Source organism: Pseudomonas sp. DWRC2-2 (assembly GCF_049897885.1).
In the GTDB taxonomy this organism is placed as follows: Bacteria; Pseudomonadota; Gammaproteobacteria; order Pseudomonadales; family Pseudomonadaceae; genus Aquipseudomonas; species Aquipseudomonas azotoformans_A.
On the sequence record NZ_JAFCXD010000001.1, the window covers coordinates 56,497 to 78,171 of the forward strand.

Below are 21,675 nucleotides of genomic sequence, written 5' to 3' on the forward strand. Positions count from 1 at the left end.
CCTTGTCCTCAACCCAAGAGTCGGGCAAGTTCCTCGCGACAGTAGTCAACAAAGAGCTGCACCGGCTTGGTCAACGGCGCGCGGCGCAACCATACCGCTGACAAGCCTGAGCCGGTCACCGTCTCCGCCAACGGCACGCACACCACCTTCTGCCCATCATAGGTGTACTCGGTGAACGGCTTGGTCACCAGGATCGAAAACCCGAACCCCCGCCCCACCATCCCCCTCACCATCTCGATCGACGGCGAGCTGAACACGATGTTTGGCGTCAACCCACGCTCTTCGAAGATGCTTACGAAATAGGTGCGGCTCGGCAGCACGTCCAGCAAGATCATCGGTTCCAGCACCAGGTCCGCCAGCGACACCTTGGCCTGCTGCGCAAAACGATGATCGGCCGGCAACAGCGCATAAGGCTGCTGCGGCGGCATCAACGGCGTGGTCTCGATGGTCGCGCCGAGGTCGTGTTCGAACAGCATCGCCACGTCAATGCTGCCCGCCGTCAGCGCCTGCACCAGCTCTTGCTTCTCGCCATCACGTATGCGGATCTCCACCCCCGGCCAACGCGCCTTGAAACCCGCGATCAGGCGCGGCAGGTACAACGGCGCCACGGTTTCAAAGCAGCCGATATCGATCTGCCCCGCCACCACGTCATTGTCCGCCAGGGCATTCTGCTCGAACTCATGGGCCACGCGCAGCAGCTCCAGGGCCTTGCGATAGAAGCGTGCGCCGCTGGGCGTCAGTGACACACCCTGGGCGTGATGACGGATAAACAGCTGCACGCCAAAGCTGTCTTCCAGCTGCTTGATCGCCGTGGACACCGACGGCTGCGCGATATACAGCTTGCGCGAGGCCTCGGCGACGCTGCCGCATTCGGCCGTGGTGACGAAATATCTGAGTTGGCGCAGGTTATACGCAGCCATCGGGACCTCCAGAAACGTGGGACTTCGCCCGCAAAACAGGTGTAGGCAACATACCGGAGCGCAGCAAGGCTGCGAGCTATATTTTTTAAGGTCTATAGCAACAAACTTACTAATTTACCTCCCTGCGCCCATTGCAGATCATCACTCCAACAACAAAGCGCCGCGCACGTGGCGCACAGCGAAGTACGTCAACGTACTCACCTTGCCTTGGAGTTCGTCATGGTCACCACTGCAACATCCTCCGCCCCGCTTATCGAAAAACACACGATTGGATACGTGCCCCCGGAAGATCGCCATGGGAAGGTAAGAGACCTGTTCACCCTGTGGTTCGGCGGCAATATCGCGCCGCTGCCGATCGTCACGGGTGCGCTGGGTGTGCAACTGTTTCACCTCAACTTGGTATGGGGCATCATCGCCATCCTCATCGGCCACCTGGTCGGCGGCGTGCTGATGGCGCTGCACTCGGCCCAGGGCCCGCAAATGGGCATCCCGCAAATGATCCAGAGCCGCGCCCAGTTCGGCTCACTCGGCGCACTGTTGGTGGTGGTGATCGCCGGCGTGATGTACATCGGTTTCTTCGCCTCCAACATCGTGCTCGCGGGTAAATCCCTGCACGGCGTGGTCGACGCGGTGCCCGTGCCGGTGGGCATCGTCATCGGCGCCATCGGTTCCGGGATCATCGGCATCATCGGCTACCGCTTCATCCACGTGCTCAACCGTATCGGCACCTGGGTGCTGGGCGCCGGTATCGTGCTGGGCTTCGGCTACATCTTCACCCATGTGCAGACCACGGACTTCCTGACACGCGGCAGCTTCAACATCGCAGGTGTGCTGGCGACCGTGTCCCTGGCGGCCCTGTGGCAAATCGCATTTGCCCCCTACGTGTCGGACTACTCGCGCTACCTGCCCGCCGACGTGCCGGTAGCCTCCACTTTTTGGACCACCTACCTCGGTTCAGCACTGGGTTCCAGCCTGTCGTTCATCTTCGGCGCCGTCGCCGTGCTGGCGACGCCGGTGGGCATGGACACAATGGACGCGGTCAAACTCGCCACCGGCGCTATCGGGCCGTTGATGCTGGTGTTGTTCCTGCTCAGCGTGATCAGCCATAACGCGCTCAACCTGTATGGCGCCGTGCTGTCGATCATCACCCTGGTACAGACCTTTGCCTACCGCTGGATTCCAACGGCCAAAAGCCGTGCGCTGATTTCGATCCTGGTATTGGCCGCCTGCGCGATTGCGGCCGTGTTCGCCTCGAAGGACTTCATCGGTCACTTCGTCGACATGGTGCTGGTGCTGCTGGTGGTGCTGGTGCCGTGGACGGCGATCAACCTGATCGACTTCTATGCGATCCATAAGGGCAAGTACGACATTGCCTCGATCTTTCGCGTGGATGGCGGGATCTATGGGCGGTATAACCCGCAGGCGCTGTTGGCGTATGCGGTCGGCATTGTGGTGCAGATTCCGTTCATGAACACACCGCTGTACGTGGGGCCGATTTCGGAACACATCAACGGGGCCGATTTGTCCTGGGTGGTGGGGTTGGTGGTGACGTCGCCATTGTATTTCTGGCTGGCGAGTCGGGACAGTGCGTATAAGCGGCGGATGGACGGAGGGAAGTTGGTGGGTGGGGTTTGAGACATCCGCTTTGAGTTGTGAGGAAACCCGCTTTGGCGGGTTTTCTGGTTTTTGGAGGTTGGCGATGAGGTTGTTGTGGTGAGCGGGCTCACCACAGGGGTTTGTGTTGCTGGGGTCGATGTTTGTCTATCATGTGGCCTCTCGCTCAACGCCTCAGGAAACGCCCATGCCCGCCCTCACCTTCCGCAACGCCCTCCCCGCCGACGCCGCCCGCTGCTTTGACATCGAGATCAGCGCCTACGAAGGCGACGAAGCCGCGACCCTGGAGAAGATCGCCACACGTATTGCCCAGTATCCGCAAGGCTTTCTGATCCTGGAAGCCGCGGGTGAAGTGGTGGGTTTCATCAATTGTGGCTGCGCCCACGAAGTGGTGATGTCGGACGAGGCGTTCAAGGAGTTGGTGGGCCACTCGGCCGACGCGCCGAATGTGGTGATCATGTCGGTGGTGGTCGACCCGGCGCATCAGGGCAAGGGCTATTCGAAAATATTGATGACTGAGTTTGTGCAGCGCATGAGCCGCATGGGCAAGCAGACGATTCATTTGATGTGCAAGGAGCAACACGTGCCGCTGTATGAGCGCATGGGCTATCAGTATGTGCAACCCTCGCCGTCGGATCACGGTGGCATGGCGTGGCATGAAATGGTCATGGCGCTCTAGAGATGAACGCAGCGCACATTGAAATCAGCGACCAACCCAACCCCGACGCCGAGCGTATCCTCGGCGGCGGCTTGGCGGCGTTCAATGAAGCCATCACCGGCTATAACGATCGGCGTCTGCTGACGGTTTTGATCAAGGATCCCGAGACCCAGCACATCCTTGGCGGCATCACTGGCAAGACCACATTGGGCATGGCCTTTCTCGACCTGTTCCACTTGCCCGACTCGCTGCGTGGCACGGGACTGGGCAGCCAGTTACTGCAAACATTCGAAGATGAGGCGCGGCGACGGGGCTGTCGCAACGCGGTGCTGTACACCCTGAGTTTCCAGGCGCCGGGGTTTTACGAGAAGCATGGCTGGGTACGTTTTGGCGAGATAGCGTGTGAGCCTGAGGGCAGCAGCCGGGTGTTTTTGTCTAAAGCGTTGTGACGCTCAGGGCTTTACCAAACAACCCGTACTGCCTCTGCGGGCTTGAAGATGCGGTGAGTCCGATACTCCTCAGCGCCAGGTTTTGGGGCCGCTGCGCAGCCCAACGCGGGGCAAGCCCGCTCGCCACACGTGCACTAAAAAACCTGAGCCCTTTCTACCAACTGCCGGACGCCCCGCCACCGCCACTGGAGCCACCGCCGCCGGATGAGCTGCTGCTGGAACTGGAGCTGCTGGAGCTCGAACTCGAGCCACCGCCCGAAGACCCCGAGCCGCCGCTGGTCTTGCCAAAGATGAACAGCGCCGCAAACGAGGCAATCGGGAGCGCGAACAGCCAGCCATCACGGCCGAGGTCCAGTAACACCCCCGCCGCCACATACACCCCCACCGCCGCCAGTAGCCGCGCGATAAAACCCACGCGGCTCTGCTTCCAGGCATCCTTCATGATCACCAGCAGCACCAGGTACAGCCCCAGCACCACCAGCGCGACCAGTGGAAAGACCAGCCAGTGGATGAAGTTGACGTCGGCATAGCGCTGATCAACCACCACCAAGCCCAGGATGTAGGCCAGCAGCCCGATCACGCCGTAAAACACCGAACGCGCCATCCACAATGCGCCGAAGGTCGCGCCGCCGATCAGCAGGGTCAATGGCAGCACCAGCAGGAACATCAGCCAATCGCGGCCCCCGCCAAAAATCGCGAATAACACGGTGACCGCTACCGCAGCAATCAAGGCACGGCGCCAGTGCAGCTTGCCGGCGCTGATCAGCACACCGCCCAGGGCGCCGATGAAAAACGACAGCGCTATCGCAATGAACTGGGGGTTGATCCCTGGCCCGGCAATTGTGGGCAGGTCGCCGCCGTCCACCAGCACCACCAGGTCGTTCACGCCCTGGGAGACACCGCCGACGAAATCACCCTGGCGGAAGGCCGGGGTGATGTGTTCCTCGATGATGCGGTGCGCGAGCAAATCGGTGACCGTGCCTTCCAGGCCATAGCCCACCTCAATGCGCACCTTGCGGTCTTCCTTGGCCACCACCAGCAGGATGCCGTCGTTGACGTCCTTGCGTCCCAGCTTCCAGGCGCGGAACAGTTGGTTGGCGTAGTCCTCGATGCTCACGCCGCCGGTGGTCGGCACCAACAACACGGCCACTTGCGAGCCTTTGCGCTGCTCAAGGTCGGCCAATTGGGTTTTCAGAAGGGTGGTGGTCGAGGCATCCAGGGTGTTGGTGAGGTCAATCACCCGCTGGTCGAGGGCGACGCCAATCGGCGATGTGCCCGCCTGGGCGGTACTCAACAGACCTAAGAACACCAGCGCTATCAGACTCAAGGCGGACTGCCGCAGAATCGCCATCATGTTTTGTTACCTGAAGTTTCTTCCTGAAGGCGGCGACTTTACCTTATCCGCGCTATATCGCGTGACCCAGCGCCGTTGACTATCTAAACTCTCTGCACGCATAGCAAAGCGCCATAACGGGAAGCCCATGGACCTACGCCACCGTAACAATGTCAGTGTGATGGGCAACGGCCGCTCGACCCTGTTGTTTTCCCACGGCTTCGGCTGCAACCAGGCCATGTGGAATTACCTGGCACCGCAATTTTCCGAACGCTTTCGCGTGGTGATGTATGACTTGGTGGGCGCCGGTCTGTCGGACCTCAGTGCGTTCGACAAGGCCAAATACAGTGCCCTGGACGGCTACGCCCGTGATTTGAACGAGATCATCGACGCCTTCGCGGTAGGCCCGGTGATTCTGGTGAGCCATTCGGTGAGTGCCATGATCGGCACCCTCGCCGACCGCCAGGCCCCCGGCCGCATTGCCGCCCACGTCATGATCGGCCCCTCGCCGCGCTATATCGACGCCGACGGCTATGTCGGCGGCTTCAAGCTGGCGGATATCCAGGACCTGCTCGACACCCTCGACAGCAACTACCTCGGCTGGTCCAGCGCCATGGCCCCGGTGATCATGGGCGCGCCTGGGCAACCGGCGTTGAGCGAGGAACTGACGGACAGTTTCTGCCGCACCGAACCTGAGATCGCCAAGCAATTTGCGCGGGTGACGTTCATGTCGGACAACCGCCAGGACGTGATCGGCCTGGCCACTCCGGTGCTGATCCTGCAATCGAGCGACGACCTGATCGCCCCCGTGGCCGTGGGCGAATACCTGCACAGCGTGCTACCCAACAGCACCTATTGCCTGGTGGACAACGTCGGCCATTGCCCGCACATGAGCGCGCCGCAAGCGTGCGCGGCGGCGATGGAAAGCTTCCTGGCGCCGTGGACGGCCGCCCATGCCGGCTGAGTTGTTTGACAGTGCCGCCTGCGCCCTCGCTGTGACGGCTGAGGATGGCACGATCCTGCAAGCCAATACGCGTTTCAGCGAGTGGCTGGGGTTCAGCACCACAGAGCTGTGCGGTAAGCGCTTCCAGGATTTGCTGACCATGGGCGGGCGGATCTTCCACCAGACCCACCTGGCGCCGATGCTGCGCCTGCGTGGCAGCGTCACCGAAGTGAAACTCGACATGCTGCACCGTGACGGCCACAAGCTGACCGTGCTGCTCAACGGCATCAAGCGCGAGCAGGACCACGGTGCGGTGTACGACCTGGCGCTGTTCGGCACCACCGACCGCGACAAGTACGAGCGCGAGCTGCTCAATGCACGCAACTTCGCCGAAGCGCTGTTACAGGAAAAGACCGCCACCGAACTCGCGCTCAAACTGGCCCAGGCCGAATTAAACGAGGCCTATGCCATCGCCCAGCGCCGGGCGCTGTTTGCCGAGCAGATGGTGGCGATTGTCAGCCATGACTTGAAGAACCCGCTCACGGCCATTCGCATGGCCTCGGATTTTCTCAACCGTGGCGAACGCACTGCCAAGGAACGCCAACTGCTCGGGCACATTGGCCAGTCGTCCGAGCGTGCCCAGCGCATGATCGCCGACCTGCTGGACTTCACCCAGGCGCGCGTCGGCCAGGGCATTACCATCAAGGCGGCGCCGTTGGACCTGCATGAGGTGATTCATCGGGCCGTGGATGAACTGCGCGTGGCGTTTCCCACAGCAACGTTGGCGCATCTCGCCGAGGGCAGTGGCGAGGCTTGCCTGGACGCCGACCGCGTGCAGCAGATCATTGGCAACCTGGTGGCCAACAGCGTGGCGTATGGCGACCTGCAACGGCCGATCACCGTCACGTCACGGCTGGGGCGGGATAGCTGCGAGGTCTCAGTACACAACCACGGCAAGGTCATCCCCGAAGCCTTGCTCGCCGAACTGTTCGAACCCATGACCCGTGGCACCGACCAAGGCAGTGATGTGCGCAGCGTGGGCCTCGGCCTGTATATCGTGCGCGAGTTGGCCAGGGTGCATGGCGGCGATGTGGCGGTGAGTTCCTGTGTCACGGGCGGCACCACGTTTACCGTCAACTTTCAGCCAACGTAGGCGCTGCCCTGCATCACCGGCTCTACGCTGCCCGTCAGCACTACGCCACCCTCGCCTGCCCAATTCACGGTTACCGTGCCGCCGTCGCATTGCACTTCGACGGTATCGTCCAGCAGTCCGCGACGAATCCCGTTGACCACCGCGCCACAGCAACAAGAACCCGAGCCCAACGGCACACCGCCGCCGCGCTCCCAGATGCGCAGGCGGATGTGCCCACGGTCAAGCACCTGCACGAAATGCACATTGGTCTTGGCCGGGAACAACGAGTGAATTTCCAGCGCCGGGCCCAAGGCCGCCACGTCGACAGCCGCAATGTCGTCTACAAAAAACGTGCAATGCGGGTTGCCCATGCTGCACGCCGCCGGGTTGCCACCGATTGGCAAGGTGCGGGTGTCCATGGCCTCGGCCAGCGGCACGGCTGACCAGTCCAGCGACGGCTCGCCCATGTTCACCGACACCTGCCGCCCCGCTGCCCGCACACAGGTCAGCAAGCCCCGATCGGTACGCAGCACCACCGAGTCCCTGCCGGCTTCATGCATCAAGCGATCAGCCACGCCACGGGTGGCGCTGCCGCAGGTGGCCAGCGGCGTGCCGTTGGGGTTCCAGAACTTGATGCGCGCCGCGGCGTCATCACAATCGAGCAGCACAGCCAGTTGGTTGAAACCGATACCGGTGTGGCGGTTGCCGAGTTGGCGGGCGATTTTCGCGGTGATCGGATCGTCCAGGCCACGGCGGTCGATGATGATGAAGTCATCGCCATGGGCGTGCATTTTCACAAACGGCAGGGGCATGGGCTGTCCTGTGGTAGACCGGTGGGAAACTGAAGGATACCCTGAAGCGGCCCAACCTTATCGAGAGCCACCCATGCTAATTGTCTGCGGTGGTGGCGGTGACTTTGACGGACCTCACCGCTATGGCGAACTAAGTCTCTCTGTAGTGAGCCCGCTCACCACAACAAGCCCGCTCACTACAGAAGCACGCTTCAGAGCACACTCCCCATCGCCTTCATCAACACCAGGTCCCGACCATAGATATCCGGGGCATACACCAACCCGCCCTCGCGATTGACCTCCACTGTCCAGTAACTCAACAACACCGGCACAGGCGTGGCCAGCCGGAATTCATGGGTCACGCCGGTGGCCAGTAGCTCATCGGTGCGAGTACGTTCGGCCGGGCTCACCAGCAAATCCCGCAGCAACAACGGTTGCTCGACCCGCACACACCCCGAGCTGAACGCCCGCGGCCCTTTGGTGAACAGCGGCTGGCTCGGCGTGTCGTGCAGGTACACCGAGTACGGGTTGGGAAAGCGCATCACGATCTTGCCCAGCGGGTTGCGCGGCCCGGCTTCCTGGCGCAGCAGGATATTGCCAGGGCGAGCCCAGTCGATTTGCTCGGGCGCCAGCGGGTGACCTTCGGCGTCGAGTACTTGCAGGTTCTGCTGGCGCAGGTATTCAGGATTGAGGCGGATGGCCGGGAGTTTGTCCTCGCGCATGATGGTGGGCGGGATGGTCCAGGTGGGGTTGAGGGTCAGCCGGGTGATGCGCGATTTGAGCAACGGCGTCTGGCGTTCCGCGCGGCCTACTTGCAGGCGGGTTTGCCACACGGGGATGCCGCTCTGGTACACGCTCAGTTGCGCGGCGGCGACATTCACCAGCACGCCTTCGGGCTCCAGATCCTGGGCCAGCCAGCGGAAGCGTTCAAGGTTGATACGCAGTTGTTCGCGGCGCACCAACGGGCTGATGTTCAATTCGGCCACGGTGCCGGCGCCGATCACGCCATCGGCCTGCAACGAGTGGCTGAGCTGGAAGGCCTTGACCGCCTTGACCAGTTCATCGCGATACTGCCTACCGCTGGGCGCGTTGGCGAGGTAGCCACCACTGACCAGGCGCCGCGCCAGCTCCGGCACGCGGGGGTCTTCCATGCCGGGGCGCAGCAGCGGACCGCTGGCGACCGGATCCCAATGCGGCAACGGCTGCTGGCGCACGGTGGAATAGGCGTTGCGCAGGCTGCGATACAAGTCGGCACTGGGCCGCGCCTGGTCGAATGCCTGGGGCATGTCTTGCAAGCCCGTGGCGGCAAAGGCCAGCACTTCGACGTTGGGGTCGCGCGTAGGCGGTTGGGAATGCCACAAGGGTTCGAAACGTGACTGTTGCAGTCGGCCGTAATGCAGATCCTGCAAGGCTTGCAGGTAACGCTGGCTGGTGGCTATATCGCTGCACAGCACGTTGGCCGTAGCATCTGGCGCAGGCAAGCTATAGTGGGTGGGGTCCAGGCCGTCATCGGCGAGCATCAGCAACTGAGATTGCAGGGCTTGTCGGCGTTCATCGGCGGACCACAGCGGCACATTACCTTGCTGCTGGTAGAAGGCTTGCAGGCGCAGTTGCGCAGCGGGGTCGAGCTGCGGCGCCAGGCCGGGGCAGACACTCGGCAGTTGCGCCAACGCCTGTTGCACGGGCGCCAGATCGACCGGCGCCGGGGTGGTCACCGGCAACGGCTCGACCGGCAGCGCGTCCGCTGTCGCGACCAATGGTGCAACGAGCAGGCAAATGCTCAAGTAACATGCGTGTTTTTTGAACAATTGACCAGGCTCCAATCCACACCGGGGGACACTTCGTAGATGCTGACTTTCATGCGCCGCCTCGGTTTGATGACCGTGGCGTTGGCTACGCTGAGCAATTTTGCGCTCGCCGCCAATCAGACCTCTCCTAACTTGTATAGCAGCCTGGCGCGCTCGGCTCCAGAACTCAATCCCACCGTACTCAAAAGCGCCCTGAACGCGGTGCAGTGCGCGGTCAATAACGGCGAGGAACGTTCCGAGCGCCTAGCGGTTATTGACTACTCCCAGCCTTCGACCGCCCGTCGGCTGTGGATCTTCGATTTGCGCAAGAAAACCCTGGTACTACGCGACCTGGTCGCCCACGGCGCCAAATCCGGGGAAAACTTCGCCACCCAGTTCTCCAACCTGGAAGGCAGCCACCAGTCCAGCCTGGGCTTGTTCCGCACCCAGGAAAGCTACCTGGGCACCCACGGCTACTCACTGCGCATGGACGGCCTGGAGCCGGGTTTCAATGACCAGGCCCGCGACCGCGCCATCGTGATTCACGCCGCCGACTACGTGAGCCCCTTGTGGAGCAAGCGCGAAGGCCGTATCGGCCGCAGCCAGGGTTGCCCGGCCGTGCGCCCGCAGGTGGCACGCCAGGTGGTGGACAAGCTCAAGGATGGGCAGTTCATGTTTTCGTGGTACCCGGACCAGCGCTGGCTGAAGTCCTCGACCTACCTCAATTGCAAACCCCAACAGGTGGCGAGTAGTCGTACAATCCGTGGCGGATAGCCTGTCCCCATAGATAAGAGAACCTCGCATGCTTCTACACAAATCCACCTGGATCGAGATCGGGCAGTTTCTGGAACGCAGCCGCACAGTGGTGATTCCCATCGGTTCCAACGAACAGCACGGCCCTACCGGCCTGCTGGGCACCGACTGGATGTGCCCGGAAATCATCGCCCATGAAGCGCAGAAGAACGCCGACCTGCTGATCGGCCCCACCTTCAACATCGGCATGGCCCAGCATCACCTGGGCTTTCCCGGCACCATTTCCCTGCGCCCTTCCACCTTTATCGCCGCGATTGGCGATTGGGTGCGCTCGCTGGCCGGGCATGGTTTCGAGAAAATCCTGTTTCTGAACGGCCATGGCGGCAATATCGCCACGATTGAAGCGGCATTTTCCGAGCTGTACGCCGAGGCCAGCTTTGCCCGCCGCCCGGCCGGGTTTGCCTTGAAACTGGTGAACTGGTGGGACCTGGAGGGCGTGAACGACCTGGCGCAACGCCAATTTCCGGTGGGCCATGGCAGCCATGCCACACCGTCGGAGATTGCGGTGACGCAGTGGGCCTATCCGGACTCGATCAAGACGGCCGATTATTCGCCAAAAATCGCCAACACCGGGCCGATCCGTGAAGCGCTGGACTTCCGCGCGCGCTTCCCGGATGGGCGCATGGGCTCGGACCCGGCGCTGGCGACAGTAGAAAAAGGTGGGGAGTTGGTGGCGTTGGCGGCGCAAGGGCTGGTCAAGACGGTGAATGCCTTCAGCAACGAAGCCAAGCCCTAGGCCATACGCAAAACTATTGGCATTCCTTGGCAGCCAGCTCAAGCCGCGACGGCGTAATCGTCGACGCCAGCGGCTTGCGCTCATACAGGAACACTTTGCCGCCGTCCTGGGACTTGTAGGCTTCCAGCACATCATCGGCGGCAATCTTGCTGGTCAACACCACCTTGGCATGGCGCGAGTTCTGCGTCACGGTGGAGGTGATCCCATGTTTCTCCAGCTTCGGCAGCACGCACTGCACATAGGCTTCAGGCGTTTTGCTGGTCTGCAAGGTCAGGGTGGGTGCGTTGGGGGCGGACACACAACCGGCCAGCAACAGGGAAGCAAAGGCCAAGGCCGGGGCGAAAAAAGCGCGCATGAAAAATTCCTGATTATAAAAATAAAGGTTCACATCAACCGGCACGGACCAGCGCTTTGAGCGACGCATCGAACTGCTTCAAGGCATCCAGTTGCACATCGCTCTGCTGCTCGATCTGCGCGGCAATTTCCGGCGCTGCCTTGTCATGTACCCACACTGACGGCACCTGCTTGTGTACCGAGCCTTCGGCCTTGGCGATGTATTGCAGGTTCGCATCATAGAACCGCGCAATAAAACGCGCCTCGACCTGGTCGTTGCGCTGGGTCAACAGTTGGTTATGGGTATCGAGCATCACCACCACATCGGGGTGAGCCTGCACCAAGGCATCCAGGTTGTCGTAGACCGTCACCGACAAAAAAGTGCCTTGCAGCGAGTTCATCAACCAATCGATGGCCAGTTCCGGATCGGAACTGTTGACGAACGCCTGGCGGATACGCCCGTCGAGGGCATCCTTGGCGCCATTCAAAGCCATGTCGTGGTAGCGTTCAAGGTAGCTGAGGTTGTCGCGGGTGTTGTCACTCAGCAATACACCCACCGACTGCGCGTGCTGCAGGGAGTCTACGCTACCGTTGATCGGTAGCAAATGGCTCGTGGGCAGATCATCGGCCATTGCCGCGTTGTTGATGGCAACCGTGCCAAGCATCAAAGCCATCAACGCCAGCTGAATAAACGTCCTCATCGCGCATTTCCTTGAACAGCGTCTCGATGGCGTGATTTTCCGCTTTTCCCGCAAAAACAGAACTTGCGATCCTTGATGGTGACTATTATCTGAACCGATAGTGCTGACATAAAACTTATAAGGACCACGCCATGAAGCCCCACCAGAAAACCTTCGACCGCATCCGCGAAGCCGTACTACCGGAGTTTCGCGAGCGGGTCGCCGATTACCTGGTCGACTATGAACACGTGCTGCAGGACGAGGCAGCCGACGCCGATCAAATCAGCGCCAGCGCCCAGCAACTGCGCGGTTACCTGCGGGGTTTGAACACCACACGGGTGCTCGGCATGGCGGACTGGGAAGACCTCGACCGCCGTGTCGTGCAAATCACTGAACGTTCTACAGCGCAGGGCGTTGCTGATTGACCCAAGCCTGCACGGACGGCCGCTGCCACTGGCGCTGCGCGTATTCCACCAACTCGGCGGGCACGCTGTCGCCGTTGAGGATCAAGCGATTGAGCATCACCGCCAGGTCCACATCGGCAATCGACCACGCGCCGAACAGATAGGCCCGGTTACCCGCCAACAGCGCCTGGGCCGCGCCGATCAGCTTGCGCGCCGCCGCTTCGGCCACGGGGGACAAGGGCGGCATCTTCTGCCCGTAGAACACCACCATCGTCGAACGCTCCTGGCGGATCGGCAGCAAGTCACTGCGCAACCACGCCTGCACCTGCCGCGCCCTCGCCCGCTGCCGGGGATCGGTCGGATAGACCGGCGTCTCGGGGTAAGCCTCTTCCAGGTACTCCGTGATCGCCGAAGACTCCGACAGCGCAAAGTCTGCTTCTACCAGCGTTGGCACGCGCTGGGTCAGGGACAGTTGGGCGAAGTCGGCGGCCTGGTTTTGCGCGGCGTCCAAGTCCAGGGTCAAGGTGTCGAACCTCAGGCCTTTTTCCCGCAGGGTGACGAACACCGACATCGCGTAGGGACTGGTATACAAATGATCAACATACAGGCGCAACGGACGCTGGCTCATAACGATTCTCCGTGAGTGGAACACCACGCTACGAGATGTGCGGCGAGAAAGACAATGCGCTGTTTTTATGGGGGCATTCCTGGTGGGAATAGCCGCACCCGCTGTAACGGCAACGCCTGCCAAGGTAGACTTTCCACCCAGCGCGCACCTGCGTAGCACTGAAAAAGGATGTTCGTCTTGCGCTTTCCCTTCGCCGTGTTTTTGTCGTTCTCCTGTGTTTCCTACGTGGCGTCGGCCAGTGATCTCCCCGCGCTGCCCGGTGAAGTGCAGTATCAGCAAGCCGCCGCCCTGTTGAAGAAAAGCGACGCTGAGTACGCCGACCTGATGCGCTCAGTGCTGGCCAAGAAAACACCTGCCGATTTGGACGAGAAGAAAGCGAACCTGGCGCTCATCCAACAACGCTTGAGCGAATCAGCGCAGGCAGGACATCCCGTTGCCGAATACCGCCTGATGCTCCTGTATCAGATCTATTTGGTGCCCGGCAAAGAACAAGAGATGTGCCAACTGGCAATCTCAAGCCTGGAGCACGGCTTTGCCCCGGCCGCACTTTACGTCGACAACACTTGCCTGGACTATGTGATGGGCCCCAAGTACATGCCGGCGCTGCAAAACGCCCTGGCTAAAATGGACGACTTTGCACCTTACTACCCGCAGCCCGCCGTCTGGTTGACCTGCGGCGCGCCGCCCAAGGGCGTCGAGCTGCAATCAGGCAGCGAAAACGATTACCGCGCCGAACTCTATAAAGTGCTCGCCAGCCGAACCAATCGCAGAACCGCCCGGCCGTTGCGTATTGAATACCTTGAGAAAGCGCTGGCAACCAACGGCTGCCCCAACGCGCGCAAACGCCTGGAAATCGACCGGGACGCTCAATAGCCGCTAGCCAGAGAACCCGCCCGCGTCCAGAAACCTACGCTCGGCGTCGGTGGTAGCCCTGGCCAACACCTCGTTTCGATGGGGAAAGCGCCCGAATTGCTCAATGATGCGCGCGTGCTCCTTGGCCCAACGGTAAGTGTTGGCGTCCAACTGCTGGTTCAGGACCAGTGAGCGCTGTTGATCCGCCGAGTCTTCAGAATGTTCGAACGGCAGGTAGCAGAACGCACGCAATGCCGGCTCGACCTGCTAATCCAATCCGGCATCGACCATGCGCCTCGCATACAGGCGGGCCAATGGATCGGTGGCGAACATGTGGGCAGTGCCGCGAAAGGCGTTGCGCGGGTATTGGTCAAGCAGGATCAGCAGAGCCAGGGCTCCTTGCGCCGAATCCAGCCAATGTTCCAGTTCGCGCCGGGCAGCTTGCAGGTGGGCGGTGTGGAAGGTGTCGCGGAAGGTGGCGTCGAAGGCGTCATCCTTGGCGAACCAGTGTTTGGGGCCAGCGTGTTTCCAGAAGTCGAGGACGGATTGAGGGGTAGTCATGATGAGCGGCCTGCACAAGCAATTTCGCTGACAGTATCAGAATCCTCGGTGGGGCAAGGATCAATGTGGGAGCGGCGTCGTCGGTTAGAAGTCCACCGTTGCGGAGAGTTTGACCGTGCGCGGCTCACCCTGGGTCAGGTAGTTGTTGGCCGTCGACGCCGACGCCCAATACGCCTTGTTCGCCACGTTTTCGACGTTGGCGCGCAGCGTGATGTACTTGTCATCGGCCCTGAAACCATAACGAGCGCCAAGGTCGACTCGGGTCCAGGCGGGGATGCTCAGGCTATTGGCCGCGTTGACGTACTCGCCACCGGTGCGCAGCATCCGCGCGTTGACGGCGGCGCCCTGGAGGCCGGGAATATCCCAGTCGGCGCCGACGTTGTACTGGAAACGTGGCACGCCAGCCGCGCGGTTACCGTCGTTGAGGCCGTTGGAGGTGTTCTTCAGTTCGGTGTTCATCCAGGTCGCACCGGCCAGCAGGCGCAGGCCGTCAACCGGCTCACCGAACACGTTCAATTCCACGCCTTTGTTGATCTGCTCGCCATCGACGCTGAAGGTATTGGTGCCATTCGGGTTGGTGTTGGTGGCGCTGCTGGGCTGCTCGATTCGGTAGACACCCAAGGTCGCGCCAAAACTGTCCCCATCCAGCTTGACCCCGGCTTCGGTCTGCTTGCTGCGGTTAGGCGCAAAGACCTCGCCAGGGTTGGTGACGTTGGTCAACGGCGCGGTCGGCCCTTGGGCTAGGCCTTCGATGCGGTTGGCGTAGAACGACACGTGCTCCCACGGCTTGACCACCAGGCCATACACCGGCGTGGTGATGCTCTCGGCATAGTTGGCGTTGCGCACGCCGGTGGTGGTGTTCCATGCATCTACCTCGATGGTCTGGCGCCGCACGCCCAGGGTCAGCAGCACACGATCATCGATAAAGCCCAGGGTGTCGGACACTGCCGCGCTTTTGATGCGATTCTTGCCGACGATGCGCGGGTCGTGGATGTCGCTGCCGAAGTAAGTAACGGACGGACGTGGGATCTGGGTCGGGTTATAGAGGTTGCCCGGCCGGCGGTTGGCTTGCAGGATCGCTTCAAATGCCGAACGTTGCTCACCCCAGATGCCGGACAAACCGAAGTTCACCTGATGGCTCACGGGGCCGGTGTTGAAGCGCCCGTTCAAGCCGGCCATGGCGCTCTTGTTGTCCTCGTCGTGAGGCGAGTACAAAAATCCCACACGGCCACTGCCATCGTTGCCCACGTACAGCGATGAATACTGCCCGTTCTCCCGCGTGTGCTTGGCCCCGCCACCTACGTAGGCGGTCCAGCTGTCATTCAAATCGTATTCGGCATTGAACATGCCATAGGTGTCTTCCAGCTCCGACCAGCTCCAGTCCTGGGCATAGTTGTGCTTGGCCGATGGCGCCTTCGGCACCTGTGTGCCGTTGGGATAGACCACCGAGCGACCGCTGTTGATGCGCTCTTTCTGGTAGCCGAAGTCGGTGGACACGCGCAGGCGATCGCCCCGGTAATCCAGGGCGACGGCCACCAGTTGCGAGCTTTTGAATTCGTCCTCGATGGCCGTGTCGCCGCCATGCTTGGCCAGGTTGACCCGCGCGCCGAAGCGGTTGTCTTCACCGAAACGCTGGCCCAGGTCGAGGTGGCCGCCGCTCTGGCCATCGGTAGTGGTGTCGAGGCTGACGCTGCGGGTTGGCACATCTTCGGCGCGCTTGGGCACCAGGTTGACGCTGCCGCCAATGCCGCTGCCGGCTGGCGATACACCGTTGACGAAGGCGTTGGGGCCTTTGAACAACTCGACCCGCTCCAGGGCTTCGGTGGTGATGATCTGCCGTGGCAGCACGCCGTACAGACCGTTGAAGGCAATGTCATCGGTGTTCAGCGGCAGGCCGCGAATGGTAAACACCTGGGAAAAGTTGCCGAAGCCTGCCGACTGGCGCACGGACGCATCATTGAGCAGCACATCCCCGACGGTGCGCGCCTGTTGGTCGGCGATGGTCTTGGCGGTGTAGCTGACCACGCTGAACGGCACGTCATTGATCGAGCGATTGCCCAACACACCCAGGCGCGCCGATCGGGCGACCTGGCCACCGGCATAGGTATCCGCCTGCGCCCCACTCTCGCCGCTGATGGTGGTCGCGCCCAGTTGCACGGCGTCGCCCGTTGCTTCAGGCACCAGGGTGTAGCCATTGGCGCCGGTGCTTTGGAGTGCGTAGCCGCTGCCTTGCAGCAGTTGCATGAAGCCCGCCTGCGCGGTGAAGCTGCCCTGCAAACCAGCGCTTTGCTGGTCGTTGAGCAGCGTGGAATCAAATGACAACGGCACCCCGGACAACGCCGCGAATTGCGCCAACACATTGCCCAAAGGCCCCGGCGCAAGGTGGTAGCTGCGTGACGCGCTGCTCGACGGGGCGTCGGCTGCCACGGCGCTGTGCAGCGGCGCGATGGCAGCCAGGGCGACAGCCAGGCTCAAGGCCTTCAAGGGGCGGATCGGGTGCGGAGTGAAGGTCATGGGGGTTCCTGTCGACGCGGTGCAGAGTTGAGGGTTCTCCCCTACACCGGGCGACAACTGAAAAGGTATCAGCGAAACGGGAAAAAATTCAGCGCGGTTCGATCGTCACCCAGTAGCCGGTCAAGCTACTGACTTTGACCGGCAGGGTTTCCTGCAACAAACGCAGGCTGGCGTCGGTGTCCCGCAGGGGGAACGCCCCGGACACGCTCAGCCCGGCGACGCTGTCGTGGCAGCGCAACACGCCGTGGCGGTAGCGTCCCAGCTCATCGAGCAAGTCCGCCAGGCGCATCTGCTGGGCCAGCAGCATGCCGTTTTCCCAGGTGGTGGCGCCGGCCTCCAGCGGCTGCACCGCGGCCACGCTGTCACTGCCGAATGCGCTCTGCTCGCCGGCCTTGAGGATCAGCCCACGACGGGCGTGCTGCGGCAGCATTTCCACTGCACCGTCGAGCACCGCCACGCGGCTGCTCTGCTCGTCCACCCGCACGCTGAAATGCGTGCCCAGGGCGCGGGCGGTGCCGTGGCGGGTCTGGACCACAAACGGACGATGGGTCGGCGCGGGGTCCTTGGCGGTGGTGATCATCACTTCACCCTGCAGCAACTCGAGACGCCGCAGTTGGTCGGTGAACGCGATATTCAATGAGCTGGCTGTGTTGATCAGCAGGCGTGTGCCATCCGGCAAAGTGAGGTTGCGTTGCTCGCCAACGGCGGTGTGCTGGTCGGCGGTCCACGGTTGCCACGGTTTTTGCCGGTAGGCCAGCCAGGTCGCAGGGCCCGCCAGCAGCAACAGGCCAAGCGCCTGGCGGCGGCCGAGGGATTTTTTGCGGCCGATACGCTTGAGGGTGTCGCCCGCAATCGCTGCCGGCACACTGTTGAAATCCCCCAGAATCGCCTGGGCCCGTTGCCAGGCCTGGGCGTGCTGGGCGCTGCGGCCTTGCCATTGGGCGATGGCGCGACGGTCTTCGTCGGTGGCGCTGCCGGACTGCAACTGCACCATCCAGTCGGCGGCCTCCCCGAGGATCAGCGGGTCGATGGACGGGTTCATGCCACGCTCAGGCACGCAAGGAACGCATCGCGCATGTAGCGTTTGACCGAGACCAGCGACACCTTCAATTCGTCGGCGATCTGCTGATAGGTCAAGCCGTCGAGCTGTGACATCAGGAAGGCCTGGCGAGTCTTTTCCGGCAAATCCCGCAACATGGCTTCGATGCGGAACAACGCCTCAAGGATCAGCCAGCGGGTTTCCGGCGACGGCACTGCCTGCTCGGGCAGGTGCGCGATGGTTTCCAGGTAGGCGCGTTCGACTTCCTGGCGACGCCAGCTGTCGATCATCAGGCCCTTGGCGATATGGGTGAGCAACGCGCGCGGCTCGCTGCCGAAACCGGCACTGTGTTGGCGGGTGAGCAGGCGCATGAAGGTGTCGTGAGCCAGGTCGGCCGCGTCGTTGGCATTACCCAGCTTGCGGTCGAGCCAGCGGTACAGCCAACCATGATGTTCGCAGTACAACGCCTGGACAGGCAGATGGAGCGAAGACGACATGCCGATCACCCGAACCCGGTAGTAATTAAGAATTGATCGCATTCTAATCTGGGCAACGAATCGCGGCAACGCGTTAATTAATGTTATAGGATAACAACCCATTTCCGCCCTACCCTGTGACCCTCACCCATGACCGATGCTGTTCCCCTGCGCCAACGCCTGCTCTCCATCGATGCCCTGCGCGGCCTGGTGATCCTGTTCATGTTGCTGGACCATGTGCGCGAAACCTTCCTGCTGCACCGTCAGGTCAGCGACCCGATGACCATCGACAGCACCGAGCCCGCGCTGTTTGTCAGCCGCACCCTCGCCCACCTGTGTGCGCCAGTGTTTGTGTTGCTCACGGGTTTGTCGGCGTGGCTGTACGGCCAGAAATATCAGGGCCGGCGCGATGTGTCGGCGTTCCTGTTCAAACGTGGGCTGTTCCTGGTGGTGCTGGAGTTCACCCTGGTCAACTTCGCCTGGACCTTTCAGCTGCCGCCCAGCGTGATCTATATGCAAGTGATCTGGGCGATTGGCGTGAGCATGATCGCCCTTGCGGCGCTGGTGTGGTTGCCGCGTCCGCTGCTGATCGTGTTGGCCGTGGTGATCATTGCCGGGCACAACCTGCTGGACGGGCTGCACTTCGACGCCGGTTCGGCACTGCATATTCCATGGACGATCCTGCATGAGCGTAGCTGGATCGAAGTGGGCGACTCGCTGCGCCTGCGCATCACCTATCCGGTGCTGCCGTGGATCGGTGTGATTGCCCTGGGTTACAGCCTCGGCCCGTGGTTTGCCCAAGGCATGCCGCCGGCGCTGCGTCAGCGTTATCTATTGCTCGGCGGTATGAGTGCGTTGATAGGGTTCGTGGTGTTGCGAGCAGCCAACGGGTACGGCGAAAAACCCTGGCAAGCCTATGACAATGGCGTGCAGACCCTGATGAGCTTTTTCAACATCACCAAGTACCCGCCTTCGTTGTTGTTTCTGGCGCTGACGCTGGGGATCGGCTTGCTGCTGTTGCTGGCGTTCGAGAAGGCGGGAAGCAAGCGTTGGATCGGCCTGCTCGCCACCTTCGGTGCAGCGCCGATGTTCTTCTATCTGCTGCACCTGTACGTGTTGAAAATCCTCTACGTCGCGTGTGTGGCACTGTTTGGCCTGAATCACGGCAACTACTTCGGCGTCGACGGCATGGGCGCCATTTGGCTGGTGGCGTTGCTGCTGCCGCTGGCGCTGTATCCGCCGGTACGTTGGTTTGCCGGGCTCAAGGCACGACGCCGCGACCTGGCCTGGCTCAAGTACCTGTAGAAGCTCGATCTATGCGTGAGTCGAGGTGACGAGCCCCACTCACGTGGCGACCAGATGCACATAGAACGCGTGAAACATGAAATACGCACACACCGCCAGCGCCAGACCCATGCAGCGGTTGAACACGGTAAACGCCGACGTCCCGTTGATCCGCCGCCCCAGCAATGCGCCGAGCAACGCATAGATCCACGGCGCGCCAAACGCGCCAAAGGCCAGCAACGCCGACACCAGCGCAATCGACACCCCAGTGATATGCGCCGCCGGCAGCATGACGCTGGTGATCGGCAGCACCGCCATGATGCCCTTGGGGTTGAGCAACTGGATCACCAGGCCGTTCCAGAACGTGAGCGTCTTGGCCGGTGCGGTAGAGACTTTTTCATCGACCACCGTGCGCGCGGTGAACACCTGATAAGCCAGGTACAAGGTGTACACGCCGCCAATCAACGAAATATAGGGCAAGGCCGCCTGGGAAATGATCGCCTCGCCGGTGTAGCCGAACAGCACGAACAACACCAGCATCGCGCAGCCCACGCCGATGAAAAACCCGGTGGAGCGCCGGAACTGACCGGTGAGCCCGGCGTTGAGGCCCATGAAGTTCACGGGGCCGGGGCTGTACATGACGCTGAAGGCGTAGAGGAAGATGTCCATGGAAAACCTGCAGTAGAGGGAGTGCGGCGAGTCTACTGAGGGAGAGAAGGGCGAATCTTGTACGTTTGTGGAGGCGTGAGCGAGGATCTACTAGGACCAGAGCGATATCACAAAAGCCATTGACGCTATTTCATCACGTCCCCAGACTTGAGGATTGCTGTTTATCCGGTTGAACCGTGCAATTTGTATAGCGCGGTCGAGATTAGAAAACCACTCAGAATAACCTCCCACATGAATGCAACCGTATCCCGCTTCAAACAAAACGTCACTGGTCGAATAAAGGCTAACTTCCAAGGCTACCCGCTACACGAAAAATTCTACTTAGCCAGTGCTTATATTCTTGGCGGCTACGTGTTCGCCAGTTTCATAGCGGTGTTGATTTTTCGAGCAAACCTGATAGATCCCTTTGCGAAATTCAGTGCGTATTTGATTGCAGCAACCTGTACCGTTGCCGTTGTCATCGAGTATTGGGCAACGCTCAAAGCGCTGTATGAAAAAACGTGGTTCAAGTGGGCGTTGGGCATCATCGGCGTGCTTGCATTCAAATACTCTGAACAGCACGCCAACGGGTTTATCAATGACTTTACCGGAATAGACCCGGGCTATCTTCCAGCGGCCTCGTCTACACTGACCACCCTCTTTGTACTCTATTCCTGGCTGCTGGCGGTCTCATCGTTCCTTGCTGTCTTTATGCTTTTGCATTGGGCCTTTGTTGGCTTTGAAAAGCCGAAAGGCGAACGACAGCTGAGAGACTGGAAGTACATTGCAAGGTTTGTGGGGTTGTTCGTCATTTTCATCATTACCAGCATGGCCACTCGTACGTTCGAAGAAAGAGGTTCACTGACCGCTGCCCTTGCCAGACAAGTCGTACTTTCGACCGAGTACTTTAAAAAATCGCACTGCGCTAACATTTCCCCATCCCAACGATCAGCGAACCTGTCAGACGGACTTGTTTCGGTGTATCAACCTGAATCAAACACTTTCGACGTCGTCAGGTGTGAGGCCTCGCGCTGAAGAGAGTGAAGGCAGTCAATTACTGTCAAGCTGGCGTACCTTCTG

General features: G+C 61.2%; 22 protein-coding genes and 1 pseudogene. 11 read left to right on the forward strand and 12 right to left on the reverse strand.

Translation table 11 applies throughout. The annotated features are described in order from the left end of the window. Positions 1 to 8: 8 nt before the first annotated feature. Complete coding sequence (locus ACP7EW_RS00305; RefSeq protein ID WP_426214469.1) at positions 9 to 920, reverse strand: LysR substrate-binding domain-containing protein; 912 nt, start codon at positions 918 to 920, stop codon at positions 9 to 11. Positions 921 to 1,139: 219 nt separating this feature from the next. Between ACP7EW_RS00305 and ACP7EW_RS00310 the strand changes: the two genes are divergently transcribed. The 3 genes from ACP7EW_RS00310 (at position 1,140) to ACP7EW_RS00320 (ending at position 3,641) form a co-directional block, all read left to right on the forward strand. Beyond that, entirely contained in the window at positions 1,140 to 2,555 is a 1,416-nt protein-coding gene (locus ACP7EW_RS00310) for a purine-cytosine permease family protein (RefSeq protein WP_033896677.1), read from the forward strand. 166 nt (positions 2,556 to 2,721) lie between these two features. Continuing rightward, complete coding sequence (locus ACP7EW_RS00315; protein WP_426214472.1) at positions 2,722 to 3,213, forward strand: GNAT family N-acetyltransferase; 492 nt, start codon at positions 2,722 to 2,724, stop codon at positions 3,211 to 3,213. Positions 3,214 to 3,215: 2 nt separating this feature from the next. Further along, the gene (locus ACP7EW_RS00320) at positions 3,216 to 3,641 is read left to right on the forward strand and encodes a GNAT family N-acetyltransferase (RefSeq protein WP_426214474.1); all 426 of its coding nucleotides are present in this window, start codon (positions 3,216 to 3,218) and stop codon (positions 3,639 to 3,641) included. 154 nt (positions 3,642 to 3,795) lie between these two features. Here ACP7EW_RS00320 and ACP7EW_RS00325 read toward each other — a convergent pair whose 3' ends face one another. Next, complete coding sequence (locus ACP7EW_RS00325) at positions 3,796 to 4,995, reverse strand: TPM domain-containing protein (protein ID WP_426214476.1); 1,200 nt, start codon at positions 4,993 to 4,995, stop codon at positions 3,796 to 3,798. A 127-nt stretch (positions 4,996 to 5,122) separates the two neighbouring features. Between ACP7EW_RS00325 and ACP7EW_RS00330 the strand changes: the two genes are divergently transcribed. After that, on the forward strand, positions 5,123 to 5,938 hold the full coding sequence (locus ACP7EW_RS00330; RefSeq protein ID WP_426214478.1) for an alpha/beta fold hydrolase: 816 nt from the start codon (positions 5,123 to 5,125) through the stop codon (positions 5,936 to 5,938). Beyond that, positions 5,928 to 7,070 (forward strand): PAS domain-containing sensor histidine kinase, encoded by a 1,143-nt coding sequence (locus ACP7EW_RS00335; RefSeq protein ID WP_426214480.1) that lies wholly within the window; start codon positions 5,928 to 5,930, stop codon positions 7,068 to 7,070. Before ACP7EW_RS00330 ends, ACP7EW_RS00335 begins: the two co-directional genes overlap by 11 nt. Here ACP7EW_RS00335 and dapF read toward each other — a convergent pair. Both dapF and ACP7EW_RS00345 read right to left on the reverse strand, forming a co-directional pair. Further along, the gene (dapF, locus tag ACP7EW_RS00340) at positions 7,058 to 7,861 is read right to left on the reverse strand and encodes a diaminopimelate epimerase (protein WP_426214482.1); all 804 of its coding nucleotides are present in this window, start codon (positions 7,859 to 7,861) and stop codon (positions 7,058 to 7,060) included. The genes ACP7EW_RS00335 and dapF overlap by 13 nt on opposite strands. Positions 7,862 to 8,052: 191 nt before the next feature. Next, positions 8,053 to 9,648 (reverse strand): L,D-transpeptidase family protein, encoded by a 1,596-nt coding sequence (locus tag ACP7EW_RS00345; protein WP_426214484.1) that lies wholly within the window; start codon positions 9,646 to 9,648, stop codon positions 8,053 to 8,055. A 39-nt stretch (positions 9,649 to 9,687) separates the two neighbouring features. On the opposite strand from ACP7EW_RS00345, the gene ACP7EW_RS00350 reads away from it, so the two are divergent. Then, positions 9,688 to 10,401, forward strand: a complete 714-nt coding sequence (locus ACP7EW_RS00350) for a murein L,D-transpeptidase catalytic domain family protein (RefSeq protein WP_016977141.1) — start codon at positions 9,688 to 9,690, stop codon at positions 10,399 to 10,401. Between the two features lie 28 nt (positions 10,402 to 10,429). Beyond that, a complete protein-coding gene (locus tag ACP7EW_RS00355) occupies positions 10,430 to 11,176 on the forward strand; it encodes a creatininase family protein (protein WP_426214486.1) in 747 nt (248 codons plus the stop codon). A gap of 13 nt (positions 11,177 to 11,189) precedes the next feature. Here the strand turns inward: ACP7EW_RS00355 and ACP7EW_RS00360 are convergent, their stop codons facing one another. Both ACP7EW_RS00360 and ACP7EW_RS00365 read right to left on the reverse strand, forming a co-directional pair. Further along, positions 11,190 to 11,531: a hypothetical protein gene (locus tag ACP7EW_RS00360; RefSeq protein ID WP_269130977.1), complete on the reverse strand. Its 342-nt coding sequence runs from the start codon at positions 11,529 to 11,531 to the stop codon at positions 11,190 to 11,192. A 34-nt stretch (positions 11,532 to 11,565) separates the two neighbouring features. Next, positions 11,566 to 12,210, reverse strand: a complete 645-nt coding sequence (locus ACP7EW_RS00365) for an ATPase (protein ID WP_426214488.1) — start codon at positions 12,208 to 12,210, stop codon at positions 11,566 to 11,568. A gap of 131 nt (positions 12,211 to 12,341) precedes the next feature. Here ACP7EW_RS00365 and ACP7EW_RS00370 point away from each other — a divergent pair, with 131 nt between their 5' ends. Further along, entirely contained in the window at positions 12,342 to 12,614 is a 273-nt protein-coding gene (locus tag ACP7EW_RS00370) for a hypothetical protein (protein ID WP_426214490.1), read from the forward strand. Here the strand turns inward: ACP7EW_RS00370 and yfcF are convergent. Beyond that, positions 12,589 to 13,221 (reverse strand): glutathione transferase, encoded by a 633-nt coding sequence (yfcF, locus tag ACP7EW_RS00375; protein ID WP_426214492.1) that lies wholly within the window; start codon positions 13,219 to 13,221, stop codon positions 12,589 to 12,591. The genes ACP7EW_RS00370 and yfcF overlap by 26 nt on opposite strands. A gap of 177 nt (positions 13,222 to 13,398) precedes the next feature. Here yfcF and ACP7EW_RS00380 point away from each other — a divergent pair, with 177 nt between their 5' ends. Then, on the forward strand, positions 13,399 to 14,094 hold the full coding sequence (locus tag ACP7EW_RS00380) for a hypothetical protein (RefSeq protein ID WP_426214494.1): 696 nt from the start codon (positions 13,399 to 13,401) through the stop codon (positions 14,092 to 14,094). A gap of 3 nt (positions 14,095 to 14,097) precedes the next feature. On the opposite strand, the pseudogene ACP7EW_RS00385 reads toward ACP7EW_RS00380, so the two are convergent. The 4 genes and pseudogenes from ACP7EW_RS00385 to ACP7EW_RS00400 all read right to left on the reverse strand — a co-directional run bounded on the left by ACP7EW_RS00385 (position 14,098) and on the right by ACP7EW_RS00400 (position 18,684). Beyond that, a pseudogene (locus ACP7EW_RS00385) lies at positions 14,098 to 14,634 on the reverse strand (DUF924 family protein). Between the two features lie 84 nt (positions 14,635 to 14,718). Next, entirely contained in the window at positions 14,719 to 17,148 is a 2,430-nt protein-coding gene (locus ACP7EW_RS00390; protein ID WP_426214496.1) for a TonB-dependent siderophore receptor, read from the reverse strand. 88 nt (positions 17,149 to 17,236) lie between these two features. Continuing rightward, positions 17,237 to 18,190, reverse strand: coding sequence for a FecR domain-containing protein (locus tag ACP7EW_RS00395; RefSeq protein WP_033896702.1), 954 nt, complete (start codon positions 18,188 to 18,190; stop codon positions 17,237 to 17,239). Further along, positions 18,187 to 18,684, reverse strand: coding sequence for a sigma-70 family RNA polymerase sigma factor (locus ACP7EW_RS00400; RefSeq protein ID WP_426214498.1), 498 nt, complete (start codon positions 18,682 to 18,684; stop codon positions 18,187 to 18,189). The genes ACP7EW_RS00395 and ACP7EW_RS00400 overlap by 4 nt, the downstream gene beginning before the upstream one ends. 129 nt (positions 18,685 to 18,813) lie before the next feature. Between ACP7EW_RS00400 and ACP7EW_RS00405 the strand changes: the two genes are divergently transcribed. Then, the gene (locus ACP7EW_RS00405) at positions 18,814 to 19,968 is read left to right on the forward strand and encodes a DUF1624 domain-containing protein (protein WP_426214500.1); all 1,155 of its coding nucleotides are present in this window, start codon (positions 18,814 to 18,816) and stop codon (positions 19,966 to 19,968) included. A gap of 39 nt (positions 19,969 to 20,007) precedes the next feature. Here the strand turns inward: ACP7EW_RS00405 and ACP7EW_RS00410 are convergent, their stop codons facing one another. Further along, entirely contained in the window at positions 20,008 to 20,616 is a 609-nt protein-coding gene (locus ACP7EW_RS00410; RefSeq protein WP_426160925.1) for a LysE family translocator, read from the reverse strand. 231 nt (positions 20,617 to 20,847) lie between these two features. Here ACP7EW_RS00410 and ACP7EW_RS00415 point away from each other — a divergent pair, with 231 nt between their 5' ends. Next, positions 20,848 to 21,630, forward strand: a complete 783-nt coding sequence (locus ACP7EW_RS00415; protein WP_426214502.1) for a hypothetical protein — start codon at positions 20,848 to 20,850, stop codon at positions 21,628 to 21,630. Positions 21,631 to 21,675: the final 45 nt, after the last annotated feature.

Excerpts from the sequence above, each read along its gene's own strand:
- ACP7EW_RS00395 (WP_033896702.1), bottom strand. The coding sequence starts at position 18,190 with ATGAACCCGTCCATCGACCCGCTGATCCTCGGGGAGGCCGCCGACTGG.
- ACP7EW_RS00355 (WP_426214486.1), top strand. The coding sequence starts at position 10,430 with ATGCTTCTACACAAATCCACCTGGATCGAGATCGGGCAGTTTCTGGAA.
- ACP7EW_RS00400 (WP_426214498.1), bottom strand. The coding sequence starts at position 18,684 with ATGTCGTCTTCGCTCCATCTGCCTGTCCAGGCGTTGTACTGCGAACAT.
- ACP7EW_RS00350 (WP_016977141.1), top strand. The coding sequence starts at position 9,688 with ATGCTGACTTTCATGCGCCGCCTCGGTTTGATGACCGTGGCGTTGGCT.
- ACP7EW_RS00415 (WP_426214502.1), top strand. The coding sequence starts at position 20,848 with ATGAATGCAACCGTATCCCGCTTCAAACAAAACGTCACTGGTCGAATA.
- ACP7EW_RS00335 (WP_426214480.1), top strand. The coding sequence starts at position 5,928 with ATGCCGGCTGAGTTGTTTGACAGTGCCGCCTGCGCCCTCGCTGTGACG.
- ACP7EW_RS00330 (WP_426214478.1), top strand. The coding sequence starts at position 5,123 with ATGGACCTACGCCACCGTAACAATGTCAGTGTGATGGGCAACGGCCGC.
- dapF (WP_426214482.1), bottom strand. The coding sequence starts at position 7,861 with ATGCCCCTGCCGTTTGTGAAAATGCACGCCCATGGCGATGACTTCATC.
- ACP7EW_RS00410 (WP_426160925.1), bottom strand. The coding sequence starts at position 20,616 with ATGGACATCTTCCTCTACGCCTTCAGCGTCATGTACAGCCCCGGCCCC.
- ACP7EW_RS00405 (WP_426214500.1), top strand. The coding sequence starts at position 18,814 with ATGACCGATGCTGTTCCCCTGCGCCAACGCCTGCTCTCCATCGATGCC.
- ACP7EW_RS00370 (WP_426214490.1), top strand. The coding sequence starts at position 12,342 with ATGAAGCCCCACCAGAAAACCTTCGACCGCATCCGCGAAGCCGTACTA.
- ACP7EW_RS00305 (WP_426214469.1), bottom strand. The coding sequence starts at position 920 with ATGGCTGCGTATAACCTGCGCCAACTCAGATATTTCGTCACCACGGCC.
- ACP7EW_RS00310 (WP_033896677.1), top strand. The coding sequence starts at position 1,140 with ATGGTCACCACTGCAACATCCTCCGCCCCGCTTATCGAAAAACACACG.
- yfcF (WP_426214492.1), bottom strand. The coding sequence starts at position 13,221 with ATGAGCCAGCGTCCGTTGCGCCTGTATGTTGATCATTTGTATACCAGT.
- ACP7EW_RS00360 (WP_269130977.1), bottom strand. The coding sequence starts at position 11,531 with ATGCGCGCTTTTTTCGCCCCGGCCTTGGCCTTTGCTTCCCTGTTGCTG.
- ACP7EW_RS00365 (WP_426214488.1), bottom strand. The coding sequence starts at position 12,210 with ATGAGGACGTTTATTCAGCTGGCGTTGATGGCTTTGATGCTTGGCACG.
- ACP7EW_RS00315 (WP_426214472.1), top strand. The coding sequence starts at position 2,722 with ATGCCCGCCCTCACCTTCCGCAACGCCCTCCCCGCCGACGCCGCCCGC.
- ACP7EW_RS00320 (WP_426214474.1), top strand. The coding sequence starts at position 3,216 with ATGAACGCAGCGCACATTGAAATCAGCGACCAACCCAACCCCGACGCC.
- ACP7EW_RS00325 (WP_426214476.1), bottom strand. The coding sequence starts at position 4,995 with ATGATGGCGATTCTGCGGCAGTCCGCCTTGAGTCTGATAGCGCTGGTG.
- ACP7EW_RS00390 (WP_426214496.1), bottom strand. The coding sequence starts at position 17,148 with ATGACCTTCACTCCGCACCCGATCCGCCCCTTGAAGGCCTTGAGCCTG.